Source organism: Arthrobacter sp. CAU 1506, assembly GCF_005047635.1.
GTDB lineage: Bacteria > Actinomycetota > Actinomycetes > Actinomycetales > Micrococcaceae > Crystallibacter.
This window is the reverse complement of record NZ_SUKC01000020.1, coordinates 1-24,069: the sequence shown is the minus strand read 5'-3', so window position 1 is coordinate 24,069 and position 24,069 is coordinate 1. Positions and strand designations below refer to the sequence as shown.

19 protein-coding genes and 1 pseudogene are annotated in these 24,069 nt (G+C 63.8%); 14 read left to right on the top strand and 6 right to left on the bottom strand.

The genetic code is table 11. From position 1 onward, the window contains the following. Nucleotides 1-44 precede the first annotated feature (44 nt). Genes E4J89_RS17445 through E4J89_RS17435 form a run of 3 tightly spaced genes read left to right on the top strand, consistent with a single transcriptional unit; the run spans nucleotide 45 to nucleotide 3,623 of the window. Nucleotides 45-1,217: an acyl-CoA dehydrogenase family protein gene (locus E4J89_RS17445; RefSeq protein ID WP_136787487.1), complete on the top strand. Its 1,173-nt coding sequence runs from the start codon at nucleotides 45-47 to the stop codon at nucleotides 1,215-1,217. Nucleotides 1,218-1,242: 25 nt separating this feature from the next. Further along, nucleotides 1,243-2,712, top strand: a complete 1,470-nt coding sequence (locus E4J89_RS17440; RefSeq protein ID WP_136787486.1) for an aldehyde dehydrogenase family protein — start codon at nucleotides 1,243-1,245, stop codon at nucleotides 2,710-2,712. A 35-nt stretch (nucleotides 2,713-2,747) separates the two neighbouring features. Continuing rightward, the gene (locus tag E4J89_RS17435) at nucleotides 2,748-3,623 is read left to right on the top strand and encodes a 3-hydroxyacyl-CoA dehydrogenase family protein (protein WP_136787485.1); all 876 of its coding nucleotides are present in this window, start codon (nucleotides 2,748-2,750) and stop codon (nucleotides 3,621-3,623) included. A 429-nt stretch (nucleotides 3,624-4,052) separates the two neighbouring features. Here E4J89_RS17435 and E4J89_RS17430 read toward each other — a convergent pair whose 3' ends face one another. From E4J89_RS17430 to E4J89_RS17415, 4 genes are all read right to left on the bottom strand, one after another. After that, nucleotides 4,053-5,681: an MFS transporter gene (locus E4J89_RS17430; RefSeq protein WP_136787484.1), complete on the bottom strand. Its 1,629-nt coding sequence runs from the start codon at nucleotides 5,679-5,681 to the stop codon at nucleotides 4,053-4,055. Between the two features lie 102 nt (nucleotides 5,682-5,783). Next, nucleotides 5,784-7,982, bottom strand: a complete 2,199-nt coding sequence (locus tag E4J89_RS17425) for a hydantoinase B/oxoprolinase family protein (protein WP_136787483.1) — start codon at nucleotides 7,980-7,982, stop codon at nucleotides 5,784-5,786. Between the two features lie 2 nt (nucleotides 7,983-7,984). Further along, nucleotides 7,985-10,105 carry a hydantoinase/oxoprolinase family protein gene (locus E4J89_RS17420; protein WP_136787482.1) on the bottom strand — a complete coding sequence of 707 codons (2,121 nt, stop codon included), beginning with the start codon at nucleotides 10,103-10,105 and terminating at the stop codon, nucleotides 7,985-7,987. Between the two features lie 291 nt (nucleotides 10,106-10,396). Further along, a complete protein-coding gene (locus tag E4J89_RS17415; protein WP_240691967.1) occupies nucleotides 10,397-11,029 on the bottom strand; it encodes a TetR/AcrR family transcriptional regulator in 633 nt (210 codons plus the stop codon). Nucleotides 11,030-11,174: 145 nt separating this feature from the next. On the opposite strand from E4J89_RS17415, the gene E4J89_RS17410 reads away from it, so the two are divergent. From E4J89_RS17410 to dmpG, 7 genes are all read left to right on the top strand, one after another. Beyond that, on the top strand, nucleotides 11,175-11,993 hold the full coding sequence (locus E4J89_RS17410) for a hypothetical protein (RefSeq protein ID WP_136787481.1): 819 nt from the start codon (nucleotides 11,175-11,177) through the stop codon (nucleotides 11,991-11,993). Beyond that, complete coding sequence (locus E4J89_RS17405; protein WP_136787480.1) at nucleotides 11,990-12,247, top strand: hypothetical protein; 258 nt, start codon at nucleotides 11,990-11,992, stop codon at nucleotides 12,245-12,247. Before E4J89_RS17410 ends, E4J89_RS17405 begins: the two co-directional genes overlap by 4 nt. 22 nt (nucleotides 12,248-12,269) lie before the next feature. Further along, complete coding sequence (locus E4J89_RS17400; protein WP_136787479.1) at nucleotides 12,270-13,145, top strand: alpha/beta hydrolase; 876 nt, start codon at nucleotides 12,270-12,272, stop codon at nucleotides 13,143-13,145. A 1-nt stretch (nucleotide 13,146) separates the two neighbouring features. After that, entirely contained in the window at nucleotides 13,147-14,127 is a 981-nt protein-coding gene (locus tag E4J89_RS17395) for an ABC transporter substrate-binding protein (RefSeq protein ID WP_136787478.1), read from the top strand. 62 nt (nucleotides 14,128-14,189) lie between these two features. Continuing rightward, complete coding sequence (locus E4J89_RS17390) at nucleotides 14,190-14,984, top strand: fumarylacetoacetate hydrolase family protein (RefSeq protein ID WP_240691966.1); 795 nt, start codon at nucleotides 14,190-14,192, stop codon at nucleotides 14,982-14,984. A 62-nt stretch (nucleotides 14,985-15,046) separates the two neighbouring features. Next, nucleotides 15,047-15,991 (top strand): acetaldehyde dehydrogenase (acetylating), encoded by a 945-nt coding sequence (locus tag E4J89_RS17385; RefSeq protein WP_136787477.1) that lies wholly within the window; start codon nucleotides 15,047-15,049, stop codon nucleotides 15,989-15,991. Continuing rightward, nucleotides 15,988-17,034, top strand: a complete 1,047-nt coding sequence (dmpG, locus tag E4J89_RS17380; RefSeq protein WP_136787476.1) for a 4-hydroxy-2-oxovalerate aldolase — start codon at nucleotides 15,988-15,990, stop codon at nucleotides 17,032-17,034. The genes E4J89_RS17385 and dmpG overlap by 4 nt, the downstream gene beginning before the upstream one ends. Before the next feature lie 87 nt (nucleotides 17,035-17,121). Here the strand turns inward: dmpG and E4J89_RS17375 are convergent. Beyond that, nucleotides 17,122-17,842: pseudogene (locus tag E4J89_RS17375) on the bottom strand (AAA family ATPase). 560 nt (nucleotides 17,843-18,402) lie between these two features. Between E4J89_RS17375 and E4J89_RS17370 the strand changes: the two are divergent. The 4 genes from E4J89_RS17370 (at nucleotide 18,403) to E4J89_RS17355 (ending at nucleotide 22,678) form a co-directional block, all read left to right on the top strand. Then, nucleotides 18,403-19,407: a right-handed parallel beta-helix repeat-containing protein gene (locus tag E4J89_RS17370; RefSeq protein ID WP_136787475.1), complete on the top strand. Its 1,005-nt coding sequence runs from the start codon at nucleotides 18,403-18,405 to the stop codon at nucleotides 19,405-19,407. A gap of 417 nt (nucleotides 19,408-19,824) precedes the next feature. Next, nucleotides 19,825-21,018 (top strand): MBL fold metallo-hydrolase, encoded by a 1,194-nt coding sequence (locus E4J89_RS17365; RefSeq protein WP_136787474.1) that lies wholly within the window; start codon nucleotides 19,825-19,827, stop codon nucleotides 21,016-21,018. 364 nt (nucleotides 21,019-21,382) lie between these two features. After that, nucleotides 21,383-21,961: a recombinase family protein gene (locus E4J89_RS17360; RefSeq protein WP_136787473.1), complete on the top strand. Its 579-nt coding sequence runs from the start codon at nucleotides 21,383-21,385 to the stop codon at nucleotides 21,959-21,961. 45 nt (nucleotides 21,962-22,006) lie between these two features. Beyond that, nucleotides 22,007-22,678 (top strand): uracil-DNA glycosylase, encoded by a 672-nt coding sequence (locus E4J89_RS17355; protein ID WP_136787472.1) that lies wholly within the window; start codon nucleotides 22,007-22,009, stop codon nucleotides 22,676-22,678. Between the two features lie 227 nt (nucleotides 22,679-22,905). Here E4J89_RS17355 and E4J89_RS19590 read toward each other — a convergent pair whose 3' ends face one another. Continuing rightward, nucleotides 22,906-23,247, bottom strand: a complete 342-nt coding sequence (locus tag E4J89_RS19590; protein ID WP_205754527.1) for a hypothetical protein — start codon at nucleotides 23,245-23,247, stop codon at nucleotides 22,906-22,908. Nucleotides 23,248-24,069: the final 822 nt, after the last annotated feature.

Here is a 24,069-nt window from a genome sequence, read left to right as displayed (position 1 = left end):
CACCGCATCTGAACCACATCCCCTGCTGCACAAAGGAAGGCACCATGTCCCTAGACCATGACCTCATCTCCCTCGACTCGCTCCTGACCGAAGAGGAACGGCTGCTGCAGAAGAGCGTCCGTTCCTTTGTGGACACTGCGATCAAGCCGCAGATCGCAGGCTGGTACGAGGACGCCGTGTTCCCGCTGGAGATTGTGCCCGAGATGGCGAAACTCGGGCTGCTTGGCATGCATCTGGACGGCTACGGCTGCGCCGGCCGCTCCGCCGTCGACTACGGTTTGGCCGCCGCCGAACTCGAAGCCGGCGACTCCGGACTGCGCACCTTCGTCTCCGTGCAGGGCTCGCTGGCGATGTCCGCGATCCACAAGCACGGCTCGGAGGAACAGAAACAGCAGTGGCTGCCGCAGCTGGCCGCCGGCGAAGCGATCGGCTGCTTTGGCCTGACCGAACCCACCGCCGGCTCCGACCCCGCCAACATGAAAACCTTCGCCCGCCGCGACGGGGACGGGGCCGATGCCGACTGGGTGCTCAACGGCTCCAAACGCTGGATCGGCCTCGCCTCGGTGGCCCAGGTTGCGGTCATCTGGGCCCAGACCGACGACGGCGTGCGCGGCTTCCTCGTCCCCACCGACACTCCGGGCTTCACGGCCACCCCGATCGAACCCAAGCTCTCCATGCGCGCCTCCATCCAATGCGACATCGAACTCACCGACGTCCGGCTTCCCGCCGACGCGCTCCTGCCGAACGCGAAGGGCCTGCGCGGGCCGTTCGAATGCTTGAACGAAGCCCGCTACGGCATCATCTGGGGTGCAATGGGCGCCGCCCGTGACGCCTGGCAAGCGGCCGTGGACTACTCCAAGGAGCGGATGCAGTTCGACAAACCGCTGGCCGGCTACCAGCTCACCCAGGAGAAGCTGGTCAACATGGCGCTGGAAATCAACAAGGGTTTCCTGCTCGCCCTGCACTTGGGCCGGCTCAAGGACGCCGGCCAGCTCCAGCCGCACCAGATCTCCGTGGGCAAGCTCAACAACTGCCGCGAAGCCATCGAGATTGCCCGCGAGTGCCGCACGATCCTCGGCGGCAACGGCATCACCTTGGACTATTCGCCGCTGCGCCACGCCAACAACCTCGAATCCGTGCGCACCTACGAAGGCACCGACGAGGTCCACACCCTGGTCCTCGGCAACAAGATCACCGGCATCCCCGCCTTCCGGTAGGCCGAGCGTCCGACGAGAGGAAGCCATGAGCACAGCTGTCCCGCTACAGCACTACATCGACGGCAACTGGATCCCTGGTTCCGGTTCCCCCGTCATCAGCTACAATCCCGCGCATCCGGACGAAGTCGTCGCCGAGGGCCTGCAAGCTAGCGCGGCCGAGGTTGAGCAGGCTATGGCCGCCGCCGTCGCCGTCAAACACCAGTGGGCGCGCACTCCGGCCCACGACCGCGGCGCCGTGCTGCTGCGCGCCGCCGTCGTGATTGAACAGCACGCCGAAGCGTGGGGGCTGGAGCTGGCCCGCGAGGAGGGCAAGACGCGGACCGAGGGCCAAGGCGAGGTGCTGCGTGCCGCGCAGATCTTCCGCTATTACGGCAACGACGGCGACCGAGGCGCCGGCCAGATCTACGCCTCGCCGCGGCGCGGCGAGAAGATCCTGGTCACCCGCAAGCCGCTCGGCGTAGTCGGCGTGGTGACCCCGTTCAACTTTCCGATCGCCATTCCGGCATGGAAGATAGCGCCGGCGTTGGCATACGGCAACACGGTGGTCTGGAAACCGGCCAGCACCGTGCCGCTGCTGGCTCTGCGGCTGGCCCAGGCCTTGGAAGCCGCGGGTCTGCCTGCCGGCGTGCTGAACCTGCTGATCGGCCCCGGTTCCATGGGCAACGCCATCGTGGAGCACCCGGCCCTGGACGGGCTGACCTTCACCGGTTCCACCTCGGTCGGCCGACGGCTTGCGTCGGCTGCAGCCGGCCGCGGCGTCCCGGTGCAGGCGGAGATGGGCGGCAAGAACCCGGCGATTGTCCTCGCAGATGCGGATTTGGAGCTCGCCGCCGAGCAGGTGATGCTCGGCGCCTTCCGCTCCACCGGACAGAAGTGCACCGCCACGTCCCGACTGATCGTGGCCGAATCGATCGCCGAAGACTTCCTGGCCATGCTCAAGGAACGCACCGACGCCCTGGTGGTCGGGGATCCCACCGACCCGACCGTGCAGATCGGGCCGGTGGTCAACGAGAGCGCCCGCAAATCCATCCTGGACGGCATCGCCGCAGCCCGATCCCAAGGTGCCACCGTGGTCACCGGCGGGGCTGCGTACGACGACGGCGACCTTGCCAACGGGTACTTCGTTCCGCCGACCATCCTGGAGTTGCCGCCCGGACGAGACCTGGATGTCTGGCGCGAGGAGCTCTTCGGTCCGGTATTGGCCGTGCGGCGTGCGGCCACCGTTGATCAGGCGTTCGGGCTCGCCAACGACGGCGAGTACGGGCTCTCCGCGGCGGTGTTCACGCAGGACCTCACCCGCGCGCTGGAGAGCGTCGACGAGCTCGACGTCGGCATCCTGCATGTGAATTCCGAAACCGCCGGCGCCGACCCACACGTGCCATTCGGTGGCGCGAAGAAGTCCGGCTACGGACCCAAGGAACAGGGGTCCGCGGCCAAGGACTTCTTCACCCACACCACCACCGTTTACCTGCGCGGCGGCACCCCGGCCGCATAGCGGCCCCGCCGTCGACATCTCCCACCGAAGGAACCATGAGCAAACCCGCTATCGAGAACATCAGGCACATCCTCGTCGTCGGCTCCGGCGCGATGGGCTCGCAGATCGGCCTGGTCGCGGCCCTCGCCGGCTACCGGGTCACCGTGCAGGACATTTCGGAGGAGATGCTGGAGGCGGCGAAGTTCCAACTGGCCTCGCGGCTGAAGGCGAACGTGGCCAAGGGCAAAGCCACTGCGGACGACGCCGACGCGGCGCTCCGGCGGCTGACTTTCACCACCAACTTGGCCGCCGCGGCCGACGCCGATTTCGTCATTGAGGCCGCCACGGAACGGCTGGACATCAAGCAACAGATCTTCACCCGGCTCGGCGAACTCGCCCCGGCCCACGCCATCCTCACCACCAACTCCTCCACGCTCGGCTCTTCCAAAGTCGCCGACGCCAGCGGCCGGCCGGAGCAGGTGTGCAATATGCACTTCTTCAACCCCGCCTTGGTGATGAAGTGCGTGGAAGTGGTCCGTCACCGGCAGACTTCGGACGCCACGGTCGAGGTCACGCTTGAGTTGGCCCGGCGGCTGGGCAAGGAGCCGGTCTTGATCAACCAGGAGGTTCCCGGCTTCGTCGCCAACCGGCTGATGGCCGCGGTCCAAAAAGAGGCCCTGGCCTTGCATGCGGCAGGCGTGGCCACTTTGGCGGACATCGACGCCACCGCCAAGTCCGCGCTCGGCCATCCGATGGGACCATTCGAGCTGATGGACATGGTGGGCCTGGACGTCATCGACTTCATCGCGCAGGCAACGCATGCCCAGACCGGGGAAGAGGCAGACCGCCCGCATCCGGCCATCACGGAGTTAGTCGTCCGGGGCAGGCTCGGCCGCAAGACAGGCCACGGCTGGTACCGATACGCCCAGTGACAGCCCCGGACACGCACAGTGACCGTTTTCCGGCCCATTCCACGAGTGCGTGTACGGCGCGTCAACTCGCGGCCCCTGACAGATAAACCATGAGCTTAGGATTAGTTCGCGAGAATACCGTCGCATTAGTCGGTCCTCTACCGCGACACCGAAACTCGAAAAGTTATGCATGGGATTGCATGACGAGGTGCTGCTATTGCTTGGAGCACCCATGGGCCTGGTAACCGCCCAATTTGCTCAGCCCTGAGCGGGCACTTTCCCGGCGGGCTCATGAGTGAAGGAAATGGAGGCGAGCACCTGCAAAGGCAGTCAGGGAGCGGTCGACTATCGGTGGTTATCGGCACGCGGAAACTGCTGCTCCAGCTGAGCTCAACAGCCGAAAGGGAGATTCGACCGGCGGTCGGATCTCCCTTTCGGTTTCGTCTGTCTTTAGGCAGCTTCGAGAGCCCCGGTCTCCGGTTCCTCGGCGTGATCGTGTTCTTCGCGGATGCCGTGGAGGCCGATAAAGCTCAACAAGGCTGCCGCCAGTGCGGCCAGGGCGCAGACGATGTACGCGAGCGAGAACCCGCTGCCCAGCGCCTGAAGCGCGAGTTCATGTGCGGCTGCACCAGGAACGCCTTCCGGCAAACTGTTCAGGGCGATCGGGCCACCGGCCTGGGCAATGTCAATGGCCGGGCCCAACTGGTCGGCGGGGAGGCCGGACGCTTGAAGCGCCGGCAGAAGCTGACTTGCGGCGGAGCTCAACGCGACGGCTCCCACCAGCACCGGTCCCAGGGCAAAACCGAGATCGCGCAGCAAGTTGGTGGTGGCGCTTGCCATGCCGGTCTGGTGGCGCGGCACCGTAGTGACTGCGATAGCCGTCATCGGTGCCAGCGCCAAGGCAAAGCCGACACCGAGGAGCAGTGAGGGGAACACAAACACGCCCACGTTGCGGTCCAGGACGCTGTTCTGCGAGGCCAGGAAAGCGCCCGCGCCGATGAGCAGGAAGCCCGCGGTTAGCAGCCAACGGGCCGCGATCCACGCCTGAAGCCGGTGGATGACCGGGATCAGGAAGAAGGCCGGTCCCTGCAGCAGGACAAACAGCAGTCCGATGTAGAGACCGTTTTGATGCTGCACGGGTCCCAGCCACATGCTGGTGGAGAACAGTGCGCCGAGGAACGCGAACATGCCGACGACAGCGACGATGGACGAGATGGTGAACTGGCGGTTCCGGAACAGGCGCAGGTCCAGCAGCGGAGATTCGGTGCGCAGTTCGATCACAACGAACACGACCAGCAGCAGCGCACCGATCGCGAGCGAGCTGACCACGTGCGGCGCGCTCCAGCCGTCCTCGGGCCCCTGGACCAGTCCGAACAGGACAAGGATCAGTCCCAGCGCGAAGGTGGCCTGGCCCCAGAGGTCCATCCGGCGGCTGGACTGCCTCTCCGACTCCTGTGCCCGCAACAGCGTCAGCAGCAGTGCCGCAAGGCTGGCCAGGACCACGACGCCGTAGGCGCCGCGCCACCAACCGAAACCATCGAACGTGCCGCCCAGCAGAGGAGCCAGCACTGAACCGGCGGACAGAAAGCCAGCCCATACGGCGATGCCGCGAACGCGTTCCTTGGGTGTCTGCGCCACCGCTGCCACGAGCGCGAGGCTGGAGGGGTAGATGGCGCCGGCGCCCAGGCCGTTGAGAGCGGAGCCGATCCACATCCACTCGATGCTGGGCGAAATCGTGCAGGCCAAGGCGCCGACGATTACCAGGGCGGCGCCGCCGGCCACCAGTTTGCGGTGGCCAAACTTGTCCCCGAGCGCTCCGAAGGTCAGCTCGAACACCACCACCGGGATCATGAACGCGGCTGTGATCCAGGTTAGCTGCGAGCCGACAGCGTTGAAGGTCTGCTGGAACACACCATTTAGGGCGCCCGGCATGGCATTTGCCAGGTGGGCCACCAAGACCGCCAGCGAGGCTGCGGCAAGGGTCCCTTTGACCCGCTTGGGTAGAACGGCTGTCCCCCGTGCTTGCGGGAGCGGGACTGATTTGGGTGTTGCTGCCTGGGCTTGGGGCTCCTGGCTCATGATTTTCTCCTTCGAAAATGTGGTCGAGCAGTGAACTGGTGCAGGTAACAAGTTGGTGCGGTAGGGCAACCGGATGCCCCGTGCTATGACGGGGCATCCGGGTCAGGACAAGGCGAGTTCGAGGTCGTGAAGGACTTCGTCGCGGTTCCAGCGGACGTCCACGGCCAGCAGGGTGCCGCAGCCGGGGCAAGCGAAAGATTCGGCAACCAGTTCGCTGTTCAGCCGGACCTTCGGGCCCAAATCTTCGGCGCCGAGTTCGCGGCGGGCCGCGCCAAGCTTCCAGTTAGCGCCGGCTTTGGCGAGGACGCGGCCGCAGTCGCAGGCACTGTAGTGTCCGCTGTCGGCTGTCACCAGAACCAGGTGGTCCGCGAGGCGGCGGGCAGCCGAAACATCAACTGTTTCGGGCACGGCGGGGTCGCTGTTGAGGGTCCAGCCGCGCCGTTCGCCTCGGCGTTCAGCGCGCAATTGTTCGGTGGCCTCTGCATCAGGGACGCCGTTGTGCATGATCACGCCGTAGAGCTTCTCCGCTGTATCTGCTGATACCCGGCCCTTTTGGAGTTCTTCGGCGATCATGTCTGCGTCGGCGTCGAGGGCGTCGCCCCAGCCGCCGCCACCATGGAAGCTCCACACGAGCACGTCGCTGGTTCCCAGAAAAATTTCACCGGGAGACACTTCAAAGTCCTCGACTGCAGCTCCGTCCAGGTCTTCGATCCCGACCGGCCCATGCGGACGGCGGGCTGCCTTCTCCAGATCGGCGTCCCGGACAATCGTTAACCTGTTGGTGGAGCCTGGCATGCCGCCGTGGATTCCGGAGCTGGTGGGCGTGGAGATTCCGTGGCCGACGAGGACACCGTACATCCGGTCTGCATCGTGGATGGTGAACGCTGAGGACGGCGATAGGCCGCCGTGGAAGCGGCCGGCCCCGCCGCCGTCGGTATTGGCTCCCCGGTGCAGGTAAAGGACCGGGAAGACCGATTCCTCGCCTTCAACGTTGTTGATCTGGCAGGTCAGAATCTCGTTCGGTCCGCGGTAGTCGATGCCGTGCCCGTGCGCTGTGGCGCCGCCGCCGCCCGCAAGCATCTCGGTCATTGCCCCGCCGAACGGCTCACCGTACTGGTTCAGGCCTGCCACATGGAGCACGGCCAGCGATCCCGTGGTCACGCCGCGGGCTTCGTCACGCAGCTGGGGGTCGGTCGAGGCCAGACGGGAGAGTGCAAGACCGGCCGTTGATTGCACCATTTGGCTGGCGCCGGCAGTTGCCGCGCCGCAGGGAGCTGGATGCCGGGCATTGACCACGGTGCCCAGCGGGGCCGTCACGGTGATGGCGCGCATTACGCCGCTGTTCCACGGAATATCCGGGCAGAGGACCGGCAGGATGGAGGCAAAAACGCCGCCGCGGAGACCTGACTTGGTGCAGTTGAAGAAGCCATCCACTTGAGCACTGGACCCGGTGTAGTCGAAGACCAGTTGGTCGTCCTCCTTGCGGAGCTCAACGATTACCCTGCTGACGCCAGCGATGCGGCCGGTGTGTTCAAAGTAGGTGCGCGCACGGGCCTTTCCGTCGGGCAGGGTCCGCAACCGTTCGCGCACCCGCTCTTCGGAGCGGTCCAGGATCATGGTCATGACACTGGTGAGGGTGGCCACGCTGTACCGCTCGGCCAGGCGCAGCACACCGTCCCGGGCATGGTTGTTGGCAGCGATCATCGCCTTCAGGTCCAGGCCCAGGTTCGCCGGCAGCCGGGAGGCAGCCATGATGAGGTTCCAGACGTCCTGCCGGATCTTGCCGCCGGCGACCAGCCGGGTGGGGGGCAGGATCAAGCCCTCCTGCTGGATTTCGGTTGCCTGCGGCGACCAGGATGACGGCGTCATGCCGCCGAGATCGAGCACATGGGCGCAGGAGCCTACCCACCCAATGTGCTGGCGGTCGACGAAGACCGGCTGCAGCATGGTCACATCCGGCAGGTGCAGTGCACCCTTGTAGGGATCGTTGGTGATGTAAACATCGCCTTCCTGCACGCCGGAATCGGCCTCCGCGGACGCCATGATGTTTTCGACCACCAGTTCCATCGAACCGGAATGGAACAGGTTGTGCGGGCCCATCGCCACAATCTGGCCATCGGGCAGGTAAATGCCGGTGTTACAGTCGTTGGCTTCGGTGACCAGCGGTGAACCGGAGACGTTCTTCAATACCAGCGACTGCTGGGCGACGACGGCAGTGAGGCGGTTGCGGATGACCTCGTAGGTGATCGGATCGACGTCCGCATTCCCTAGGTTGTTGTGTTCGGTGGTGAGCGCAGTCATGCTCAGGCCCCCTTCTCGCTGGTAAGGATGACGGTGTTCTCAAGCTCGTCGATCACGGCTGACTGGTTCGGCCCCACAAAGATGGTGGTGCCGGGGTGTTCGATCACGGCCGCACCCTTGATCCGGTCGCCCGGCCGCAGCTCGGTGCCGCGGACCAGGTCAGCGGTGACAAAGCCTCGCTCGGGTCCGAGGTAGATTTTGCGCGAGGCAGAGACGTGGCCCAGCTGCGCATTGGCGCTGACCACTCGTTGGATGCGCGGCTTGTCCATTTCGCCTTTGGCCTGCACCCGCATCGAAACGAGTTCGACGCCGGCGCCCAGAAAGACGGATTCCTCACCATAAAGCTCGGCGAACTGACGCACGAATGTGTCAAGCATCCGCTGCACGGAGCGGGTGGTCAGGTCCCCCGGGCCGATCGGCACGGACAGGCCCTTGTTCTGCATCCGGAACCGCACTTCGACATGACGCTGCAGCGTGATCCTCTCCGACTGCGCCCCGCTGGCCAGCAGTTCGAGCGTGACCTGCTCTTCCAGCCGCTTGAAGTGAGCGGTCAACCTGGCCGGATCAATGGCTTCGGCTGCTCCCTCCCACGACGCCGAGTGCATTGGGTCGGACAGCTCCGCGGACACATGCAGATCGCTCATGACCGCACCGAACGCGGAGTGAACGGTGGCCGTGGCGGGCACAATAATCGACTGCACACCCAGCTCTGCTCCGAAGCGGTGGCAATGCGTCCCGCCGGCGCCGCCATAGGCAAAGATGTGGAAATCGCGCGGGTCGTGGCCTTGCCCGACCGTCAGGGTGTCGAGCAGGTCGGCCATGCGGTGGTCGGCGATGGCCTTGATTCCGGCCGCAGCCTCATGCACGCTGAGTCCCAGAGGTTTGGCAATCCTGTCGTAGACCGCGCGCTCGGCGCCTTCCTTGTCCAACGGGAATGTGCCGCCCAGGAAATAGTCCGGGTCGATAATGCCCAACACTACGTCCGCGTCGGTCACCGTCGGCTCCACGCCGCCACGCTGGTAGCACACCGGCCCCGGCATCGAACCGGCGCTTTCCGGGCCGACTTGCAACTGGCCGCCGACTACCCGAGCGATGGAACCGCCGCCGGCACCGATAGCGGTCACCTTTACCGCGGGTTTGAGGACCTTGTACCCGTTCACTTCCTGGGTCGGTGACACCACAGGCTCGTAGTCAACGATCATGCCGACGTCGAACGACGTGCCGCCCATGTCAGTGGTGAGCACATTCGGGGTGCCGATCCGTCGGGCCAGTTTGGCCGACGCCAAAACACCGCCGGTCGGACCAGAGGTCAAAACCGAAACCGGGGTCTGGCCGCACTGTTCCGGCGTGATCACTCCGCCGCCCGAATCAAGAATCCGCAATGAACCCTTCAGCCCGCGGGAGCGCAACGACGCATCAAGCTTGTTCATGTAACCGTCCACTGCCGGTCCCAGATAAGCGTTCAGCGCTGTTGTGGCTGTGCGTTCGTATTCGCCAAGTACAGGCGCGATTTCGCTGGAGATGGTCAGGTAAACATCCGGGGCCAACTCCTGGATGATCTCCTTGATCCGCGCCTCGTGGGCCGGGTTACGGAATGACCACAGCAGGCACACGGCGATCGACTTCACGTCTTGGTCAATCAGGTCCTGGACCTGCTCCCTAACCTCTGCCTCGTCGAGCGCCGTGATGATTTCGCCTTTGTAATCGACGCGTTCGGTCACTTCGCGGATGAGGTGCCGTTCGACCACGGGGTCCTGCGGCTTCAGGCGGGAGGTATGCATGATCTCGTGCAGTTCTTTGCCGGACCAGTGGCCGGTGCCGCGCTGCATCAGCACGATGTCGCGGAAGCCCTTGGTGGTAATGATGGCGGTTTTCACGCCTTTGCGCTCGATGAGCGCGTTGGTTGCCACAGTGGTGCCGAGTCCGAAGTAATCAACTTGGCTCAACACAGTGCCTTCGGCGAGGCCCAGTTCCTGCTCTGCCAAGGCCAAGGCATTGTTCACGCCGATCGCAGGATCGTGCAAAGTTGTCGGCGTCTTGAGCAGGCGGGCTGTGCCGGAATCGTCAAGCAGGACGGCATCGGTAAACGTGCCGCCAATATCAATGCCCACGAAGTAAGCCATGGAAGTCCTCTTCTTACTGGATGCAGCGGGATGACGGTGTGACCACGAAGAACAGCTCTTGTGGTGTGCGCCACAGATCTTTCGCACCACAACGTAACGCTTGATGCGACAACGTGTCAACATTTCCAATACGGCGTTCTGTTTCATCACGCCGTGTTCCTTTCGGAAGTCGCGGAATGCCGCAGATGGCCGCTCAGAAAACAGAGAAGCGCCGCACCGCCCACAGGGACGGTGCGGCGCTTCCGGTGTTCTCTAGGCGCGTATGCGAAGACCGCCGCTCAGGCGGCGGCGTCATCGGCCGATCAGCAGGCACCACGTGTCAGTCATAGCTTCCAGTGAGCTCTCGCGGTCGAGGCGGTTCCCCCACCCTTCATGCACCCATTCCATCGACAGGAATTCGATCTGCCCGAACGCCAAGACGCCACGGGCGCGCCTGGATTTAGGCTCGAAACGCCCTGCTGCATCCAGCCCCGCCTGAATCTCATCGACGGGACTCTGAAGCCAGGCCTCCACGGCGGCGGCGATGGTTGGATCCATCCCGGCCGCCTGCCGTGCAACGGAAACGTAGGGCATGATCAGCGGCCACTGGTTGAAGCGTCGTGCGATCCAGGTCCGGATCTGCTCCCGGTCGCCGACTTCTGCCACTTGGGCCAAGCGGGGCTTGTCGGAAGAAACGACCTGATCATTGATCTTCTCGATCAAAGCAATCATGAGCTGTTCTTTGGATGAGAAGTGGCGGTAGAACGTTGTTCGGTTGGCGCCGACGGAAGCCGCAATGTCCTCGACCTTGGTGGCTGCATAGCCCTGATCCTGAAAGAGCCGCAGCCCGGATTCCAGGATCAAGTTCCTGGTCATATTTTTCTGGGCTAGCCGGAGACTCATACGCACGAGCATAATGCGCGCCGGCCGTTCCCGCTGCTTCATGCGACAAGGTGTTGCATGAAGCCCCCTATCGATGCTTTCATTGCCAGTGAGTCACATCACCTCTTAGGCCGCATCTCGCGGCCCCGGATCATCCCAATCAGTCACATCGTCCCCGCTATCTCCTCGAACGGAAGGAACGGACACCATGGCAAGACTCGTCTATGCAGGCGCTACGTCGCACGTTAGCGGCATCCTGAGAAGCCCAGATGCCCACCCGGATTTCAGCCCCCGCCTCCACCAGGGCTGGGAACGCATGACGGCCGACCTTGAGTCAGCAAACCCCGACGTCGTCCTGATCATCGGCACTGACCATTACGAGACGTTCGGGCTGGAAAACTATCCGACCTTCTGCATCGGGGCCGCAACGAAGCACGATGCGTGGAACGAACACGGGATACCAGGCAATACCGTGCTCGGAGACGAGAGCGTGGGTCTTTCACTGGTGGGCTCCCTGCTGGAACGGGGTTTTGACGTCTCCCGCAGTCTGGAGATGCCGCTGGACCACGGCTACATGGTTCCCATCCAGCGGGTCGGCCTGGATCAGCGCAGGATCGTGCCGCTATTCGTCAATTGCAACACGCCGCCCTTGCCGTCGCTCGAACGGTGCCGGGACTTGGGACGCGCGCTGCGGGAAGCGCTGACGGAGTTGCCTGATGACCTCACCGTCGCCGTGCTCGCCACAGGCGGTCTGTCGCACTGGGTCGGCCTGCCTCAGACGGGAGAGATCAACGAAGACTGGGACCGCCGCGTCCTGGAGCTGATCTCGCGGGGCGACCTTGACGCCCTCACCGCCATGACCGACGACGATATCGCGGAACAAGCCGGCAACGGCGCCTTGGAAATCCGAACCTGGATTGTTGCGGCCGCCTGTGCTGGAGCAACCGGCGGAGAAGTCCTTGCTCAAGCGCCGATGCACGCGTGGGTGACCGGCATCGGCATCATCAACCTGGAGGTGGCGGCATGAGCGTCGTTGGGGTCCACCGGCTGGTCCGGGACCTTGAACGCCGGGACGGCCTGGTTGACCGGCTCCTGGAACAGCCTGCCGCCGTGCTGGAGACGTACCCGCTGAGTGACGACGAACGCGAAGCGGTGCTGAATCTCGATGCAGCGGCCCTGGTCGATCTGGGCGTCAACCCATTGGTGATGCGCACCCTGCTGGTCCTTGCCGGCGTCGCCAACCCGGACATCTACTCCCACACCCTCTCGCTCCGCAGCTAACCGAAAGTAAGGAAATCACACCATGTCTTTGTGGACAGACACCCTCGGCGCCGAAGTCCGGTACCACCTGGCCGGGCCGTGGCGCACCCGGGCTTTAGAGGCGGGCTCCGGCGACGACCACGTCATCATGATCGGGGGCATTACCGGGCACATTGAAGGCTGGTCCCGGAACGTCGCACAGCTCGCCGAACAGGGCCTGAACGTTCATGCCATCGACGCGATCGGACACGGCTACACGGACAAACCGACCGACCGCCCCTACACTGCTCCGTTGTTCGCCGAACATGTCATCGCGTTCATGGACTCGTTGGGGATCCAGCGGGCGCACCTCGTCGGCCAGAGTCTTGGCGGTTGGATCGCCCTCTACACAGCCAAGATCCATGCCGAGCGGGTCGGCAAGCTGGTCCACGTCACCGGCGCCGGCATCCTGCTCGACGACGAGGCCCGTGCCCAGGAAAGCAAGCAGGTGGGCGATACCGTCAGCGCCGTCACCAAGAAGGCGCTGGACGCGCCCACTTTGGAGTCGGTGCGCAAGCGCCTGGAGTGGCTGATGTACGATCCCGCCACCGTCACGGATGAACTGGTCGAGACGCGTTACCGGATCTATACGCTTCCGGACAGCGTGGCCGCGATGCCACGGCTGGTCGAGGAAGCACCCGGCGAAGCGAACCGGCCCTACATGCTGACCGAAAGCGATCTGCGCTCAATCCAGAACGAAACGCTGATTCTATGGTCGGATCACAATCCGACGACTCCGCCGGAGGTCGGACGCCGCGCCTCGGAAATCATGCCCAACGCAGCGTTCGATATGATCACGGACTCCGGCCACTGGCCGATGTTCGAACAGCCCGAGCAGTTCAACCGCATCGTCGGCGCTTTCCTGACCGGAGGGCGGTAGCATGCCCGTTCCCATCACCTTGGCCTGTGAGCGCTACGACCGGACGGAGGCGCTCCGTGACGGACGCGTGAAACCGGCTGGAGTCGACCTCACCTATCTGCCGCAGCAAGTGGAGGAAACGTTCTTCCGAATGGCGCGGTTCCGGGAGTTCGATGCGGCGGAGATGTCACTTTCCAGCTATGTCATCAGCCTGACGCGGGACGCACCCTTCATCGCGATTCCGGTTTTCCCTTCGCGGTTCTTCCGTCACAGCGGCGTCTACGTCAATGCCTCATCAGGAATTGAGAAGCCCGAGGACCTGGCCGGCAAGCAGGTCGGCCTGGCCGAATACCAGCTCACGGCGAACGTGTGGATCCGCGGCATTCTCGAAGACCACCACGGTCTTCCGGTCGAATCGGTGCACTACCGCACCGGCGGTTTGCACGATCCCGGCCGCCCGGAAAAGCTCAAGGTCGACCTGCCGGCCAATGTGAAGCTGACTCCCATCGGGCCGGACCAGACTCTGTCCGAAATGCTCGCCACCGGCGAGATCGATGCCCTCTATACACCGCGGGAGCCCCGCAGCTTCGGCTCGGACTCCGTCCGCCGGCTCTTCAATCCGTCCGGGTCTGCCGACATCGAGTACTTCGAGCAGACCGGCATTTTCCCGATTATGCATGTAGTGGTCATCCGGCGCGACGTCTACGAACGCAATCGCTGGCTCGCCCGCTCGCTGTACGACGCGTTCGCCGAGGCCAAGGCACTCTGCGAACAGAACTTCGAGGAGACAGCGACCATGCGCTACATGCTGCCGTGGCTCTTCGACGAGGTCGAGCGCACCCGGTCCATTATGGGCAAGGACTTCTGGCCGTACGGATTGGACCGGAATGACCAGACCCTGCGGACCTTCCTCCGATACTCCTACGATCAGGGCCTTGCAGCCCGGCCACTCGAGCCGCACGAGCTGTTCGCACCCGAAACTCTCGAATCAACGCTGGTGTAATAGGCGGTTCTTGCCGCCGACACGCAGCCGCTCCGGCGGCTCAGAAAAGGACAGGAGCAAACGTGAATCCCTCCATCGCGACAAGCGGTCTCCAGCAGTTTGCCGACGAGTTGGTAACTGCTACCCGAACCTTGGCACCGGTGCCGCCGCTGCGGGACCGCATCGAGGGGATGGGTCTGGACGATGCCTATGCAGTGCAGTTCTTTCAGCTCCAGACCCATCTGGCCGCGGGCCGGGTGCTGGCCGGGCGCAAGGTCGGGCTGACCTCGCCGGCCATGCAGGCCCAGCTGGGCGTGGACTCGCCGGACTTCGGGTTCTTCTTTGACGACATGGTCTACTCCGAGAGTGCCCGGATCCCGGCTGCCGGGTTCATTGCTCCGAGGGTTGAGCCGGAGTTCGGTTTCGTCCTCAAATCGCCCTTGCAGGGCCCGGGCGTGAGCTTGGAACAGGCCCGCGCAGCGATCGGGGAGGTCTATGCGGCGATCGAGATCATCGACTCGCGCATCGCCGACTGGGACATCCATCTGGTGGACACCGTGGCGGACAACGCATCCTGCGGTGCGATCGCGGTGGGTACCGCCCCATTGAACGTCGACGTTGCCGATCTGGCCTCAGTGCGGTGCACGCTGGTCATTGATGGCCAGGCGCGCGAGTCAGGCACCGGAGAGGACGTGATGGGTGATCCAGTGGCCCCGCTGGCCTGGCTGGCCAACGTGCTCGGCGAGCAGGGCGTGGCCCTGGATGCCGGGCAACTGGTGCTGCCAGGGTCCTTCACGAAAGCGCTGCCGGTGATCGCCGGCGAATCCGCCACGGCAGACTTCGGGGACCTGGGGTCCCTGACCATCCACTTCATCTAGTGCCTGCTGCCCCGGATTGCCGGCGGCAGGCTTCATCATCCATTGCATGTAAGGACATACCCATGCCCAAAATGACGGCTGCGATCGTCGGTTCCGGCAATATCGGCACTGACCTGATGTTCAAGCTCATGCGCCGCAGCGAGCATATTGAACCGAAATACATGATTGGCGTTGATCCGTCCTCCGACGGACTCGCCCGCGCCGCCCGGCTCGGCCTGATCTCCTCCGCCGGGGGCGTGGACTGGCTGCTGGCCCAGGACGACAAGCCCGACTTCGTGTTCGAGGCCACCTCGGCCAAGGCGCACGCCGCCAACGCGCCCCGCTACGCGGAGGCAGGGATCACCGCGATCGACCTGACTCCGGCTGCCGTCGGCCCCTATGTCTGCCCGGTGGTCAACCTCGACTCGGTGCCGGCCGCGGAGAACGTCAACATGATCACCTGCGGCGGGCAGGCCACCACCCCGATCGTCGCCGCGGTTTCCTCGGTGGTCCCGGTGCCCTACGCAGAGATCGTCGCCTCGATCGCTTCGAAGTCCGCCGGACCGGGCACCCGCGCCAATGTGGACGAATTCACGGAAACCACCGCCAAGGCCCTCGAGGCTGTCGGCGGGGCGAAACGGGGCAAGGCGATCATTATCATCAACCCGGTCGAACCTCCCATGATCATGCGCAACACCGTCTACGCCGCCATTCCAGCCGAGGCCGCCGAACCCGGCCCGGTTCAGGACGCGATCCGCGAGTCGATCGCCCGCACCGTCGAGCAGGTCCAGGCATACGTCCCCGGCTATTCGCTGCGCGTGGACCCGCAGTTCGACCCCGCCCGGGAGGACTGGAACAGCCAAGGCCGGGTCGGCGTCTGGATCCAGGTCAAGGGCGCCGCCGACTACCTGCCCGAATACGCCGGCAACCTGGACATCATCACCGCCGCCGCCGCCCGTACCGCCGACCTGCTGGCCGAACGCAAGCTGGCCGGCAGCCCCGCAAACACCGCAGGAGCACACGCATGAGCACCACCGACACCGCCACTGCCGATTCGAAGTACCGGGTTCGCCTGACCGACACCACACTGCGCGACGGCTCGCACGCGATGAGCCACAAGTTCACCGTCGAGCACGTCCGCTCCACGGTCCGGGCGCTGGACGACGCCGGGGTCGAGGTCATCGAGGTTACCCACGGCGACGGCCTGGGCGGCTCCTCCTTCAACTACGGCTTCTCCCTCACTCCGGAGCTGGACTTGGTCCGCGCCACGGTCGACGAGGCGAAGCAGGCGAAGATCGCCGTGTTGATGCTCCCGGGCCTGGGGACAATCCACGACCTGAACCAGGCGCACGAGGCAGGGGCCTCCGTGGCGCGCATCGCCACCCACTGCACCGAGGCGGACGTGTCGATCCAACACTTCGGCCATGCCCGGGACCTGGGCATGGAAACCGTGGGCTTTTTGATGCTCTCCCACCGCGCCACCCCCGAGGAACTGGCCAGCCAGGGCCGGATCATGGCCGACGCCGGCTGCCAGTGCGTCTACGTGGTCGACTCCGCCGGTGCACTGATCCTCGAGGACGTCTCCGACCGCGTCGGTGCCCTCGTGGCCGAGCTCGGGTCCGACGCGCAGGTCGGCTTCCACGGCCACCAGAACATGAGCTTTGGCGTGGCCAACTCCGTCTTCGCAGTGCGCGCCGGGGCCAGGCAGATCGACGGCACTTTGGTCGCTCTGGGTGCCGGTGCCGGCAACTCCCCCACCGAGGTGCTCGCCGCCGCCTTCGACCGGCTGGACATCGACACCGGTGTCGACGTGCAGGCCCTGATGGCCGCCGCCGAGGATGTAGTCAAGCCCTACATCACCCGTATGCCGGTCATGGACCGGGCCTCAATCATGCAGGGCTACGCCGGGGTCTACTCCTCCTTCCTCATTCATGCCGAACGCGCCGAAGCCCGCTACGGCGTCCCGGCCTGGAAGATCCTCGAGGAAGTGGGCAGGGCAGGCTACGTCGGCGGTCAGGAAGACATGATCATCGACGTCGCCGTCCAACTCGCCGGGGCGAACGCCGGCTAGAACCATTTCAGGAATACTGCATGCCACGCACGCCCGGCGGCCCCGGCGGACCCTGCGCCGGCGCCGATGGCCCTGACCGGGCTGCCCCTAGAGGTGTCGCAGGTATCGTTCAGGTGAGTCCAGGAATGATCGCCAGTTGGAAACCAGATCGAGGTCGGACCATTTTTGCTGCCGGAGTCCCCACGGGCCGACTTCGAGAATCTGCGCGCCGGGAAGTGCTGCAAGAACCGGGGAGTGCGTGGACATGATGACTTGCGAGGAGCCTTCGGCGAGGAGATCTTTCAAGACCGCGAGGAGGCTGAGGCATCCTGCGAAGGACAACGCCGATTCCGGCTCATCGAGGACCCATAATCCGCGTCCTCGGAAGCGGTCCACCGCCAGTTCCAAGAACGATTCGCCGTGTGACATGTCGTGGAACGAGATGTCCGGACCCGAGGTGCTCGGGTTCTTCTCGAGGTAGGTGAAGAACCCGTGCATGGTTTCCGCGCGCAGGAAGTAGCCGCGTCTTGTGGCGCCGGCGTTGCGAACAAGCTGCAGGTGATCGGCAAGTGCGGACTCCGTAGACCTGGTGCTGTGGCGGGCTCCTGTAGACCCGCCTTCAGGAGACAAGCCATAGGCCAGCGCGATGGCTTCCACGAGAGTGGATTTTCCCGACCCATTGTCGCCGACGAAGATCGTCGCCGGCGTCAGATCGACCGTGGTCTAGTACCTGGGCGACAGGGGGCAAGACCCCCGGCCACCGACCTCGGTCCAGGAGGTGCGCTGGGTCTTCGCCCACCCGTCTGATCGGAAAGTTATGCGGAGGCATGCCCCATTCTTGCAGGCAGCTCTCGATGTCCTCCCCTAACGTAGAAGGGCCAAACCGGACCAAGAAGCGGCCGATCCATCGAAGTTACCTTTCCGGGCACCCACCACCCCACGAAATACAGCGAATCATGTCTCTTACTCGCGCTCGTTCTAACCGTCCCACAAGCCGGTCCTCCACCGCGACACTAGGACTTGAGAACTTATGCAGTCGCCTGAAAGGTCAGCCGGTGGCTTGCTCACCCCTCTGACCCTCCTTATCTTTTTAGTGGCATGCTCCAGCCAAGCACGTCCCCGACCTACTCACCACAGAGCCGAGCCGGCTTCCTGACTCGAGTGGCCGCACTCAACGTAGGTTCGTCACCGCGGCGGGCACGGGGCTACTAAAGTGCGCTTCCGCCATTTGTGTGACGCAGCCACGGAACTGTGTGACGCACTGCACGTATTTCCTTGACACCATGTCAAGTCAACTTGCAGGCTGTGTCTAGCGGCTGCCTCTCACGGGCAGAGGCGCCCTAGGCAGCCGCGCCAGCCATTCGTTGAGCAGGAAGGTGGCCGAAAGCCATGAAAACCCACAAATTCAAAATGCGGCGCAGATCCCGACAAGCCACTTTGGCTGCCCTGGCCCTCGCCCTTCCGGTTACCGTCATCGGACTCGGTGCAGGATCAGTCAGCGCCGCGGCAGACCCGGGCGCCCACGACGTCAATTGCGACCGCGGTGAGACCATCAGTGGGGCCATCCCGAACCTGAAGTCAGGTGACACCCTCACGGTGAGCGGAACCTGCAAGGAAAGCGTTTTGATTCCCCGCAGCCTCACCAAGGTGACCTTGGATGGGCAGGGTAGCGCGACCATCCAAGGGCCCGATGCCAGCATCGTGCCCACCAGCCCAGCCGCGTTTGCCGTGTTCATCGAGGGAACGGACATCACTATCAAGGGATTCACGATTTCCGGCGGCAGCCACGGCATCCACCTGTCGGGCCCCGCGACCGTCGTCGTGAACAATAACGTCATCCGGGAGTCGGGCGGCGCCATCCACCTGGACAAGGGCAGCATAGGGCAGATTGTCAACAACACCATCGAGAACAACCGCGGTTACGGAATCAACATCCAGGAGAACTCGTACGCCCGGATCGGCTTTACCATTCCAACACAGCAGCAAGCGACGCCCAACATCATCCGGAACAACGATGGCCCGGGGATCCAAGTGGGGCGCTGGTCGAGTGCCTGGATCGCCGGAAACACGATCTCCGGCAACGGCAGCCACGGCGTGGTGATTGACCGCGCCTCGCAGGCCGACGTCACAGGCAACACCATCGAAGGGAATACCGGCGACGCCGTCCGGGCAACCCACAACTCCGGAGTCAACCTGGCGAGCGAAGACAAGGAAACCCCCAGCTTCGGCGGCCCCAACGGCACCGGCCCCGCTTCGCCGAACACGGGCGTCGGAGTCCGCTGCGATATCGGCGGCTACATAGCCGGCCCGCGCGGAACCCTCAAAGGCATCGAGGGCACAAAGTCCATGGACCCATCATGCATTGACCGCACGACCCCGAAGGGGAATCGCTGACCGGTACCGGCCAGACCAAGTGCTCCAGCCACCGCGCAGAACCGGAACCGGCAGGCTGGAGGACTTGTACTGCAGCCAGCCATCGTCCTCTCGGACCTACCGACCGGCACCTTGAGGGCGAAGGGCGGGCTAATGACGCCACGAACGCGTGGGGTTCACACCGAGGACTACCTTCGCGTCCAACCGGGCATCGGCAGCCCAGCTTGGGTCATGCCCTGCCGTCGGCCACGCATTCCGCACCGGAACCATGCCAGCCTTCCCGTTGCTTCACCGCATATTGATATGACCTGCGTTACAGACTAGGGTATCGAAACACATAGTTAACTGACTTGTCATTCTGTTGTCCGAAGCGGACAGGAGCATAGGTAAGTTTCAGCGCCGGTCGTCGAGGAAGATCCCGGCTGATAAGGAGACAAAATGTGTGATGATGCCGTTTCAAAGGCCCTCAATCAGGTCCCGCCGTCGTCGAGGCGTGGTTTCCTGCGGGTGGCAGGGGTCGCGGCAGTCGCCGGAGGGCTGGCCGGGGTCGCAGCTCCGACTGCAGTAGCCGCCCCAGCCGGACGGCACAAGGGGCCCAAACACCGTACGCGCGTGGTCCTGCTTGGCACCGCGGGTGGCCCGGCGCTCATGAGCGAGGACCGCTACGGCGTAAGCACAGCGGTTGTTTACGAGGACAAGGTCTATGTTGTGGACCTCGGCCATGGCGCGCAGATGCGCCTGCTGCAGGCCGGACTCGGCGCCGAGGGACTCGGAGGAACGTCCATGGCCAACGTGCGGGGCATCTTCTTCACCCACCTGCACAGCGACCACGTCGTCGAATGGCCGGCTGTCTACGCCACCACGGACATGAACATCACCGGCAGGCCCACCAAGGACCCCATCCGCGTCTTCGGCCCCGGCGACCGCGGCAGCCTCGTCCGCGTCTTCCCGCCCGGCCGCCCCGAACCCGAACTGTACAACCCGGAGGACCCCACGCCCGGCATCGCCGCAATGACCGGATACCTTCGGCAAGCCTTCGCCGCAGACTTCAACGACCGCGCCAGAGACAGCAACAATGTGAACCCAGACCGGACCTTTGAGGTCCGCGACATCGATATCTCACAGTATTGGGCGGCGACGCCGGAAGGTATCCCGCCGCGCCTGGAGGCCCCCATCCAGGTGTGGAAGGACGGAGACGTCACCGTGACCGCTACTCTGGTCGACCACCGTCCGACGGCCCCGGTCTTCGCCTACCGCTTCGACACCCCGGACGGATCCATTGTCATCTCAGGAGACACCTGCGTAAGCCAGAACCTGATCGACCTGGCCCAAGACTGCGACTACCTGGTACATGAAGTCATCGACCCGCAATTCGCCGAGAATCTCGCCGCCTCGCTGCCACCCGCGATCGGCGGGCCACTCAAGGAGCATCTGCTCGCCTCGCACACGAGCATCGAGGAAGTGGGACGGGACGTCGCCGAACCTGCCGGAGCCAAAAACCTGATCCTCTCCCACCTCGTTCCGCCGAACAATCCGGTCGCCCGTTGGCGCCAGGCTCAAAAGGGCTACACCGGCAAACTGACCGTCGGCGAGGACCTCATGGAATTCGGGATCGGCCCCAAGAAGCGCTAGCCAGCCCCCCCATCCGGCCAGACAGCCGCCGCCGCAGCTGGTCCCGGTCCTTCCGTGGACCAGCTGCGGCGCCGGCCTAGAGTGCAAAAGCCAGGAGGCCGGCCGTTCAACCTGAAATTACATAAGGACGACCCGCTCCAGAGAACAAAGGTGCGAGCGGCTGCTTACGCCCATTGCGCCGTTCAGCCTTCCGACCTTCTGCACAGGACCTGAGCAACTGTCCCGTAGCGGGTCCTCCACCGCGACACTAAGTTGCCACTTCCCCGCCTCGAAAAATCCATACAAATAGTCACTTCTTCGATTCGCGTATACCCCGCCCGCAAAACTGTCTCGCTTAGGTATCTCAACCGCTACAGTTGAGCCTATGCCAGCACACATCGTCGGCTACGCCCGCGTCTCGACCAATGAACAGGACCTCACCGCGCAACGTAACGGACTCGCCGCTCTCGGCGTCCCTGAAGACATGATCTACGTTGACCACGGATTAACTGGCCGGAACAGGGACCGGCCCGGACTGCGTGAAGCTCTCGCCGCCGTGCGCGCCGGCGACACCCTGGTCATCACCAAACTCGACCGGCTCGCACGGTCCCTGCCCGATGCCCGCGACATCGTCGAAGAACTGACAAAAAAGAAGGTGAAGTTAAGCATAGGAGGATCGGTGCACGACCCGACCGACCCGGTCGGTCGGCTTCTCTTCAACGTCCTGGCCATGGTTGCTGAATTCGAATCCGACCTCATCCGAGCCCGCACCCGCGAAGGCATGCAGGTCGCCAAAGCCAAAGGCCGACTCCGAGGCAAACAGCCCAAACTCTCTAAGAGCCAGGAAGCCCACCTCGTCTCCCTATATAAGGGAGGACAACACACCACCGCCGAGATCGCCGAGCTGTTCAAGGTTGCCCGCAGCACGGTCTACCGCATCGTGAAACGGACACCGGCTTCCTGATGCCGCACCAATGAAAGGTCTCCCGCAAATGAAAGCCACACCCGCATGAGCCACTTCGACGACCATGCGCCGTGGCCCGACAGTCCTCGGGCACACCGGCATCCTGCAGAGGTGGACCGGAAGCTGGCGCTGCTGGACTCACCGCATGTCAAAGAACTCAACGACAAGGTCCGAGACCTGAACCGGATGCGGATAGGACGCCAAGCGGCCGCCGAATCGCTGGTGCCGTGGTTCGATCCCAGTGGCGGCGGCATATACGCCCGAATCCTTTTCCTGCTCGAGGCCCCGGGCAGCCGGTCCTCAGCCTCCCGTGGCTCGGGACTGATTTCGACCGACAACAACGACGCAACCGCTGCCAGCTGCTTCACCTTGGCACAAGAGGCGGACCTGCCCCGCCAGGCCTTCGCCCTCTGGAACATCGTGCCATGGTATCTGCCGGACGGAACCCGGACCCAGACCACCCGACTGACTGACGTGCTCGAGGCGACGCAGCACCTGGAGGCAGTCCTGGGCCTGTTTCGACATCTTGACCTGGTCATCACCCTGGGCGCCCATGCCAGGACAGGATGGGAGATCCTCCGGACCCGGTCATCCCGGATCCGCTCCCTCGACTGGCAGGCAGTCCCCCACCCCAGCGCCACCAACCTCAACACCCGGCCTGAAAACCGGGCCGAGATCCTCGACGCCATGAAGAATGCCGCGAAAACGACTAGGTAAGCGCCGTGTCTGCTGGACCTCCTGCAGACTAAAAGTTTTTCAGGCTGGTGTTTCCAGCGGCGGCTCGATTGCACCGGTGGGGTCCGGAGCATGGAATTTCGACGGCTTATCCCGGCAACCCTCTGCCTGTCGGTGCTCTTAGGCCTGTCCGACCTAGCTGACGCAGTAAAGCCGCAGCCCTGGCACGGAAAATGAGCACGATGGGTTCGTTAGATCTGCTAACGAAATCACATCAGCGATTCTTCATCCGCCTCGTCTGCATCATCCTCGTCGGCTCGTTCAGTGAGGACGTGATAAGTCGGCCAACAGTCGTCTCCGAGTCTGATGTACGCAAGCCCTTCAAGAGCACGCATGCTCTCTGCGTCAACGATTAAATTCTGCGATTCAGAGTCTGGTCCAACAAGTGCCTGGCGGACCGCAACGTGTCTGATGGCAATCGCCATGAACCGTCCAAGAATCCCCGCAACAGATGGATCTGGCGTCAGATCCGGTTGAAAGTGCTTCGTCTTGTTGTAGTACTTGGAGATTCCTCGGGCCCAATTCGCAATGTCGTCCATCCACTTGGACACGTCAAGCTTGGAATGGACGATGCATCGCATCACGTACGTAGTATGAGTCCTGCGCCCTCGGAAATCATAAGTGTCTCTCTCCCCGTCCGCCTCTGGGAGGGATTGCCCAAGGCTCTCGGCGACGATCCCCATGTAAATGACTCGATCCTTCGCGCTGAACTTTGGGCGGTGAAGCAATTCCACCGCCGGGAGCGCCGCATCGTAAAGTGCTTGATCGCCTGACAACCATGACCGAAGCTTTGCGGTGTCAGCATGGTCCCAGCCGCAGATGTGGTCATTCGTCCAGGAATTGGTCAGGTCTCCATCTTCAGGCTCTCCGTAAGTGGTGAAGTGTGTTAGACGGGAGCTAGGACCATCGGCTTTGACCCGGGCCGAATGTTGTGCAAAGGCGGAAGGACGGCCAGAACTAAGAATCATTAGGCTTCGGACTCGTTGGTGGAAGCCTAGATGTTGCTGGAGTTCAACGGGTTCTTTGGAAGTTGTCACGATGTAGCCGTGAGTAGTAAACCCCTTGTACGTCGATCCCCGTCGAGCTGTCCATGTAGTTCCGAGGCGGAGGTCCACTTCACCGAACGATAGGGTGTGCTCTTCCGTTGGTACGGTACTGAGGGTGCTCTGCTGTACGCGGTTGTAGTCGTCATGCTCGTGCGTGGCCGTAACCGGATCGGTCTGGAGCCATGATCGGAGGCGAGGTAAACGGGCTCATCGGAATCGAGAGTGTAAATGCGGTCTGAATCCGCCGGCTTCGAGCAGTGATCTGGCGATGTAGTTGGTGAGGTTGCGGAATCCGAGGGCTGAGCCGCGAAGGTGCTCCAAGCGACC

What these genes read in the sequence shown, in the direction of transcription:
- E4J89_RS17370 (WP_136787475.1), top strand. Translation starts at nt 18,403, where the DNA reads ATGAAAACCCACAAATTCAAAATGCGGCGCAGATCCCGACAAGCCACT.
- E4J89_RS17360 (WP_136787473.1), top strand. Translation starts at nt 21,383, where the DNA reads ATGCCAGCACACATCGTCGGCTACGCCCGCGTCTCGACCAATGAACAG.
- E4J89_RS17355 (WP_136787472.1), top strand. Translation starts at nt 22,007, where the DNA reads ATGAGCCACTTCGACGACCATGCGCCGTGGCCCGACAGTCCTCGGGCA.
- E4J89_RS17440 (WP_136787486.1), top strand. Translation starts at nt 1,243, where the DNA reads ATGAGCACAGCTGTCCCGCTACAGCACTACATCGACGGCAACTGGATC.
- E4J89_RS17395 (WP_136787478.1), top strand. Translation starts at nt 13,147, where the DNA reads ATGCCCGTTCCCATCACCTTGGCCTGTGAGCGCTACGACCGGACGGAG.
- E4J89_RS17420 (WP_136787482.1), bottom strand. Translation starts at nt 10,105, where the DNA reads ATGGCTTACTTCGTGGGCATTGATATTGGCGGCACGTTTACCGATGCC.
- E4J89_RS17445 (WP_136787487.1), top strand. Translation starts at nt 45, where the DNA reads ATGTCCCTAGACCATGACCTCATCTCCCTCGACTCGCTCCTGACCGAA.
- E4J89_RS17410 (WP_136787481.1), top strand. Translation starts at nt 11,175, where the DNA reads ATGGCAAGACTCGTCTATGCAGGCGCTACGTCGCACGTTAGCGGCATC.
- E4J89_RS17415 (WP_240691967.1), bottom strand. Translation starts at nt 11,029, where the DNA reads ATGAAGCAGCGGGAACGGCCGGCGCGCATTATGCTCGTGCGTATGAGT.
- E4J89_RS17430 (WP_136787484.1), bottom strand. Translation starts at nt 5,681, where the DNA reads ATGAGCCAGGAGCCCCAAGCCCAGGCAGCAACACCCAAATCAGTCCCG.
- E4J89_RS17365 (WP_136787474.1), top strand. Translation starts at nt 19,825, where the DNA reads ATGTGTGATGATGCCGTTTCAAAGGCCCTCAATCAGGTCCCGCCGTCG.
- E4J89_RS17400 (WP_136787479.1), top strand. Translation starts at nt 12,270, where the DNA reads ATGTCTTTGTGGACAGACACCCTCGGCGCCGAAGTCCGGTACCACCTG.
- E4J89_RS17435 (WP_136787485.1), top strand. Translation starts at nt 2,748, where the DNA reads ATGAGCAAACCCGCTATCGAGAACATCAGGCACATCCTCGTCGTCGGC.
- dmpG (WP_136787476.1), top strand. Translation starts at nt 15,988, where the DNA reads ATGAGCACCACCGACACCGCCACTGCCGATTCGAAGTACCGGGTTCGC.
- E4J89_RS17425 (WP_136787483.1), bottom strand. Translation starts at nt 7,982, where the DNA reads ATGACTGCGCTCACCACCGAACACAACAACCTAGGGAATGCGGACGTC.
- E4J89_RS17405 (WP_136787480.1), top strand. Translation starts at nt 11,990, where the DNA reads ATGAGCGTCGTTGGGGTCCACCGGCTGGTCCGGGACCTTGAACGCCGG.
- E4J89_RS17385 (WP_136787477.1), top strand. Translation starts at nt 15,047, where the DNA reads ATGCCCAAAATGACGGCTGCGATCGTCGGTTCCGGCAATATCGGCACT.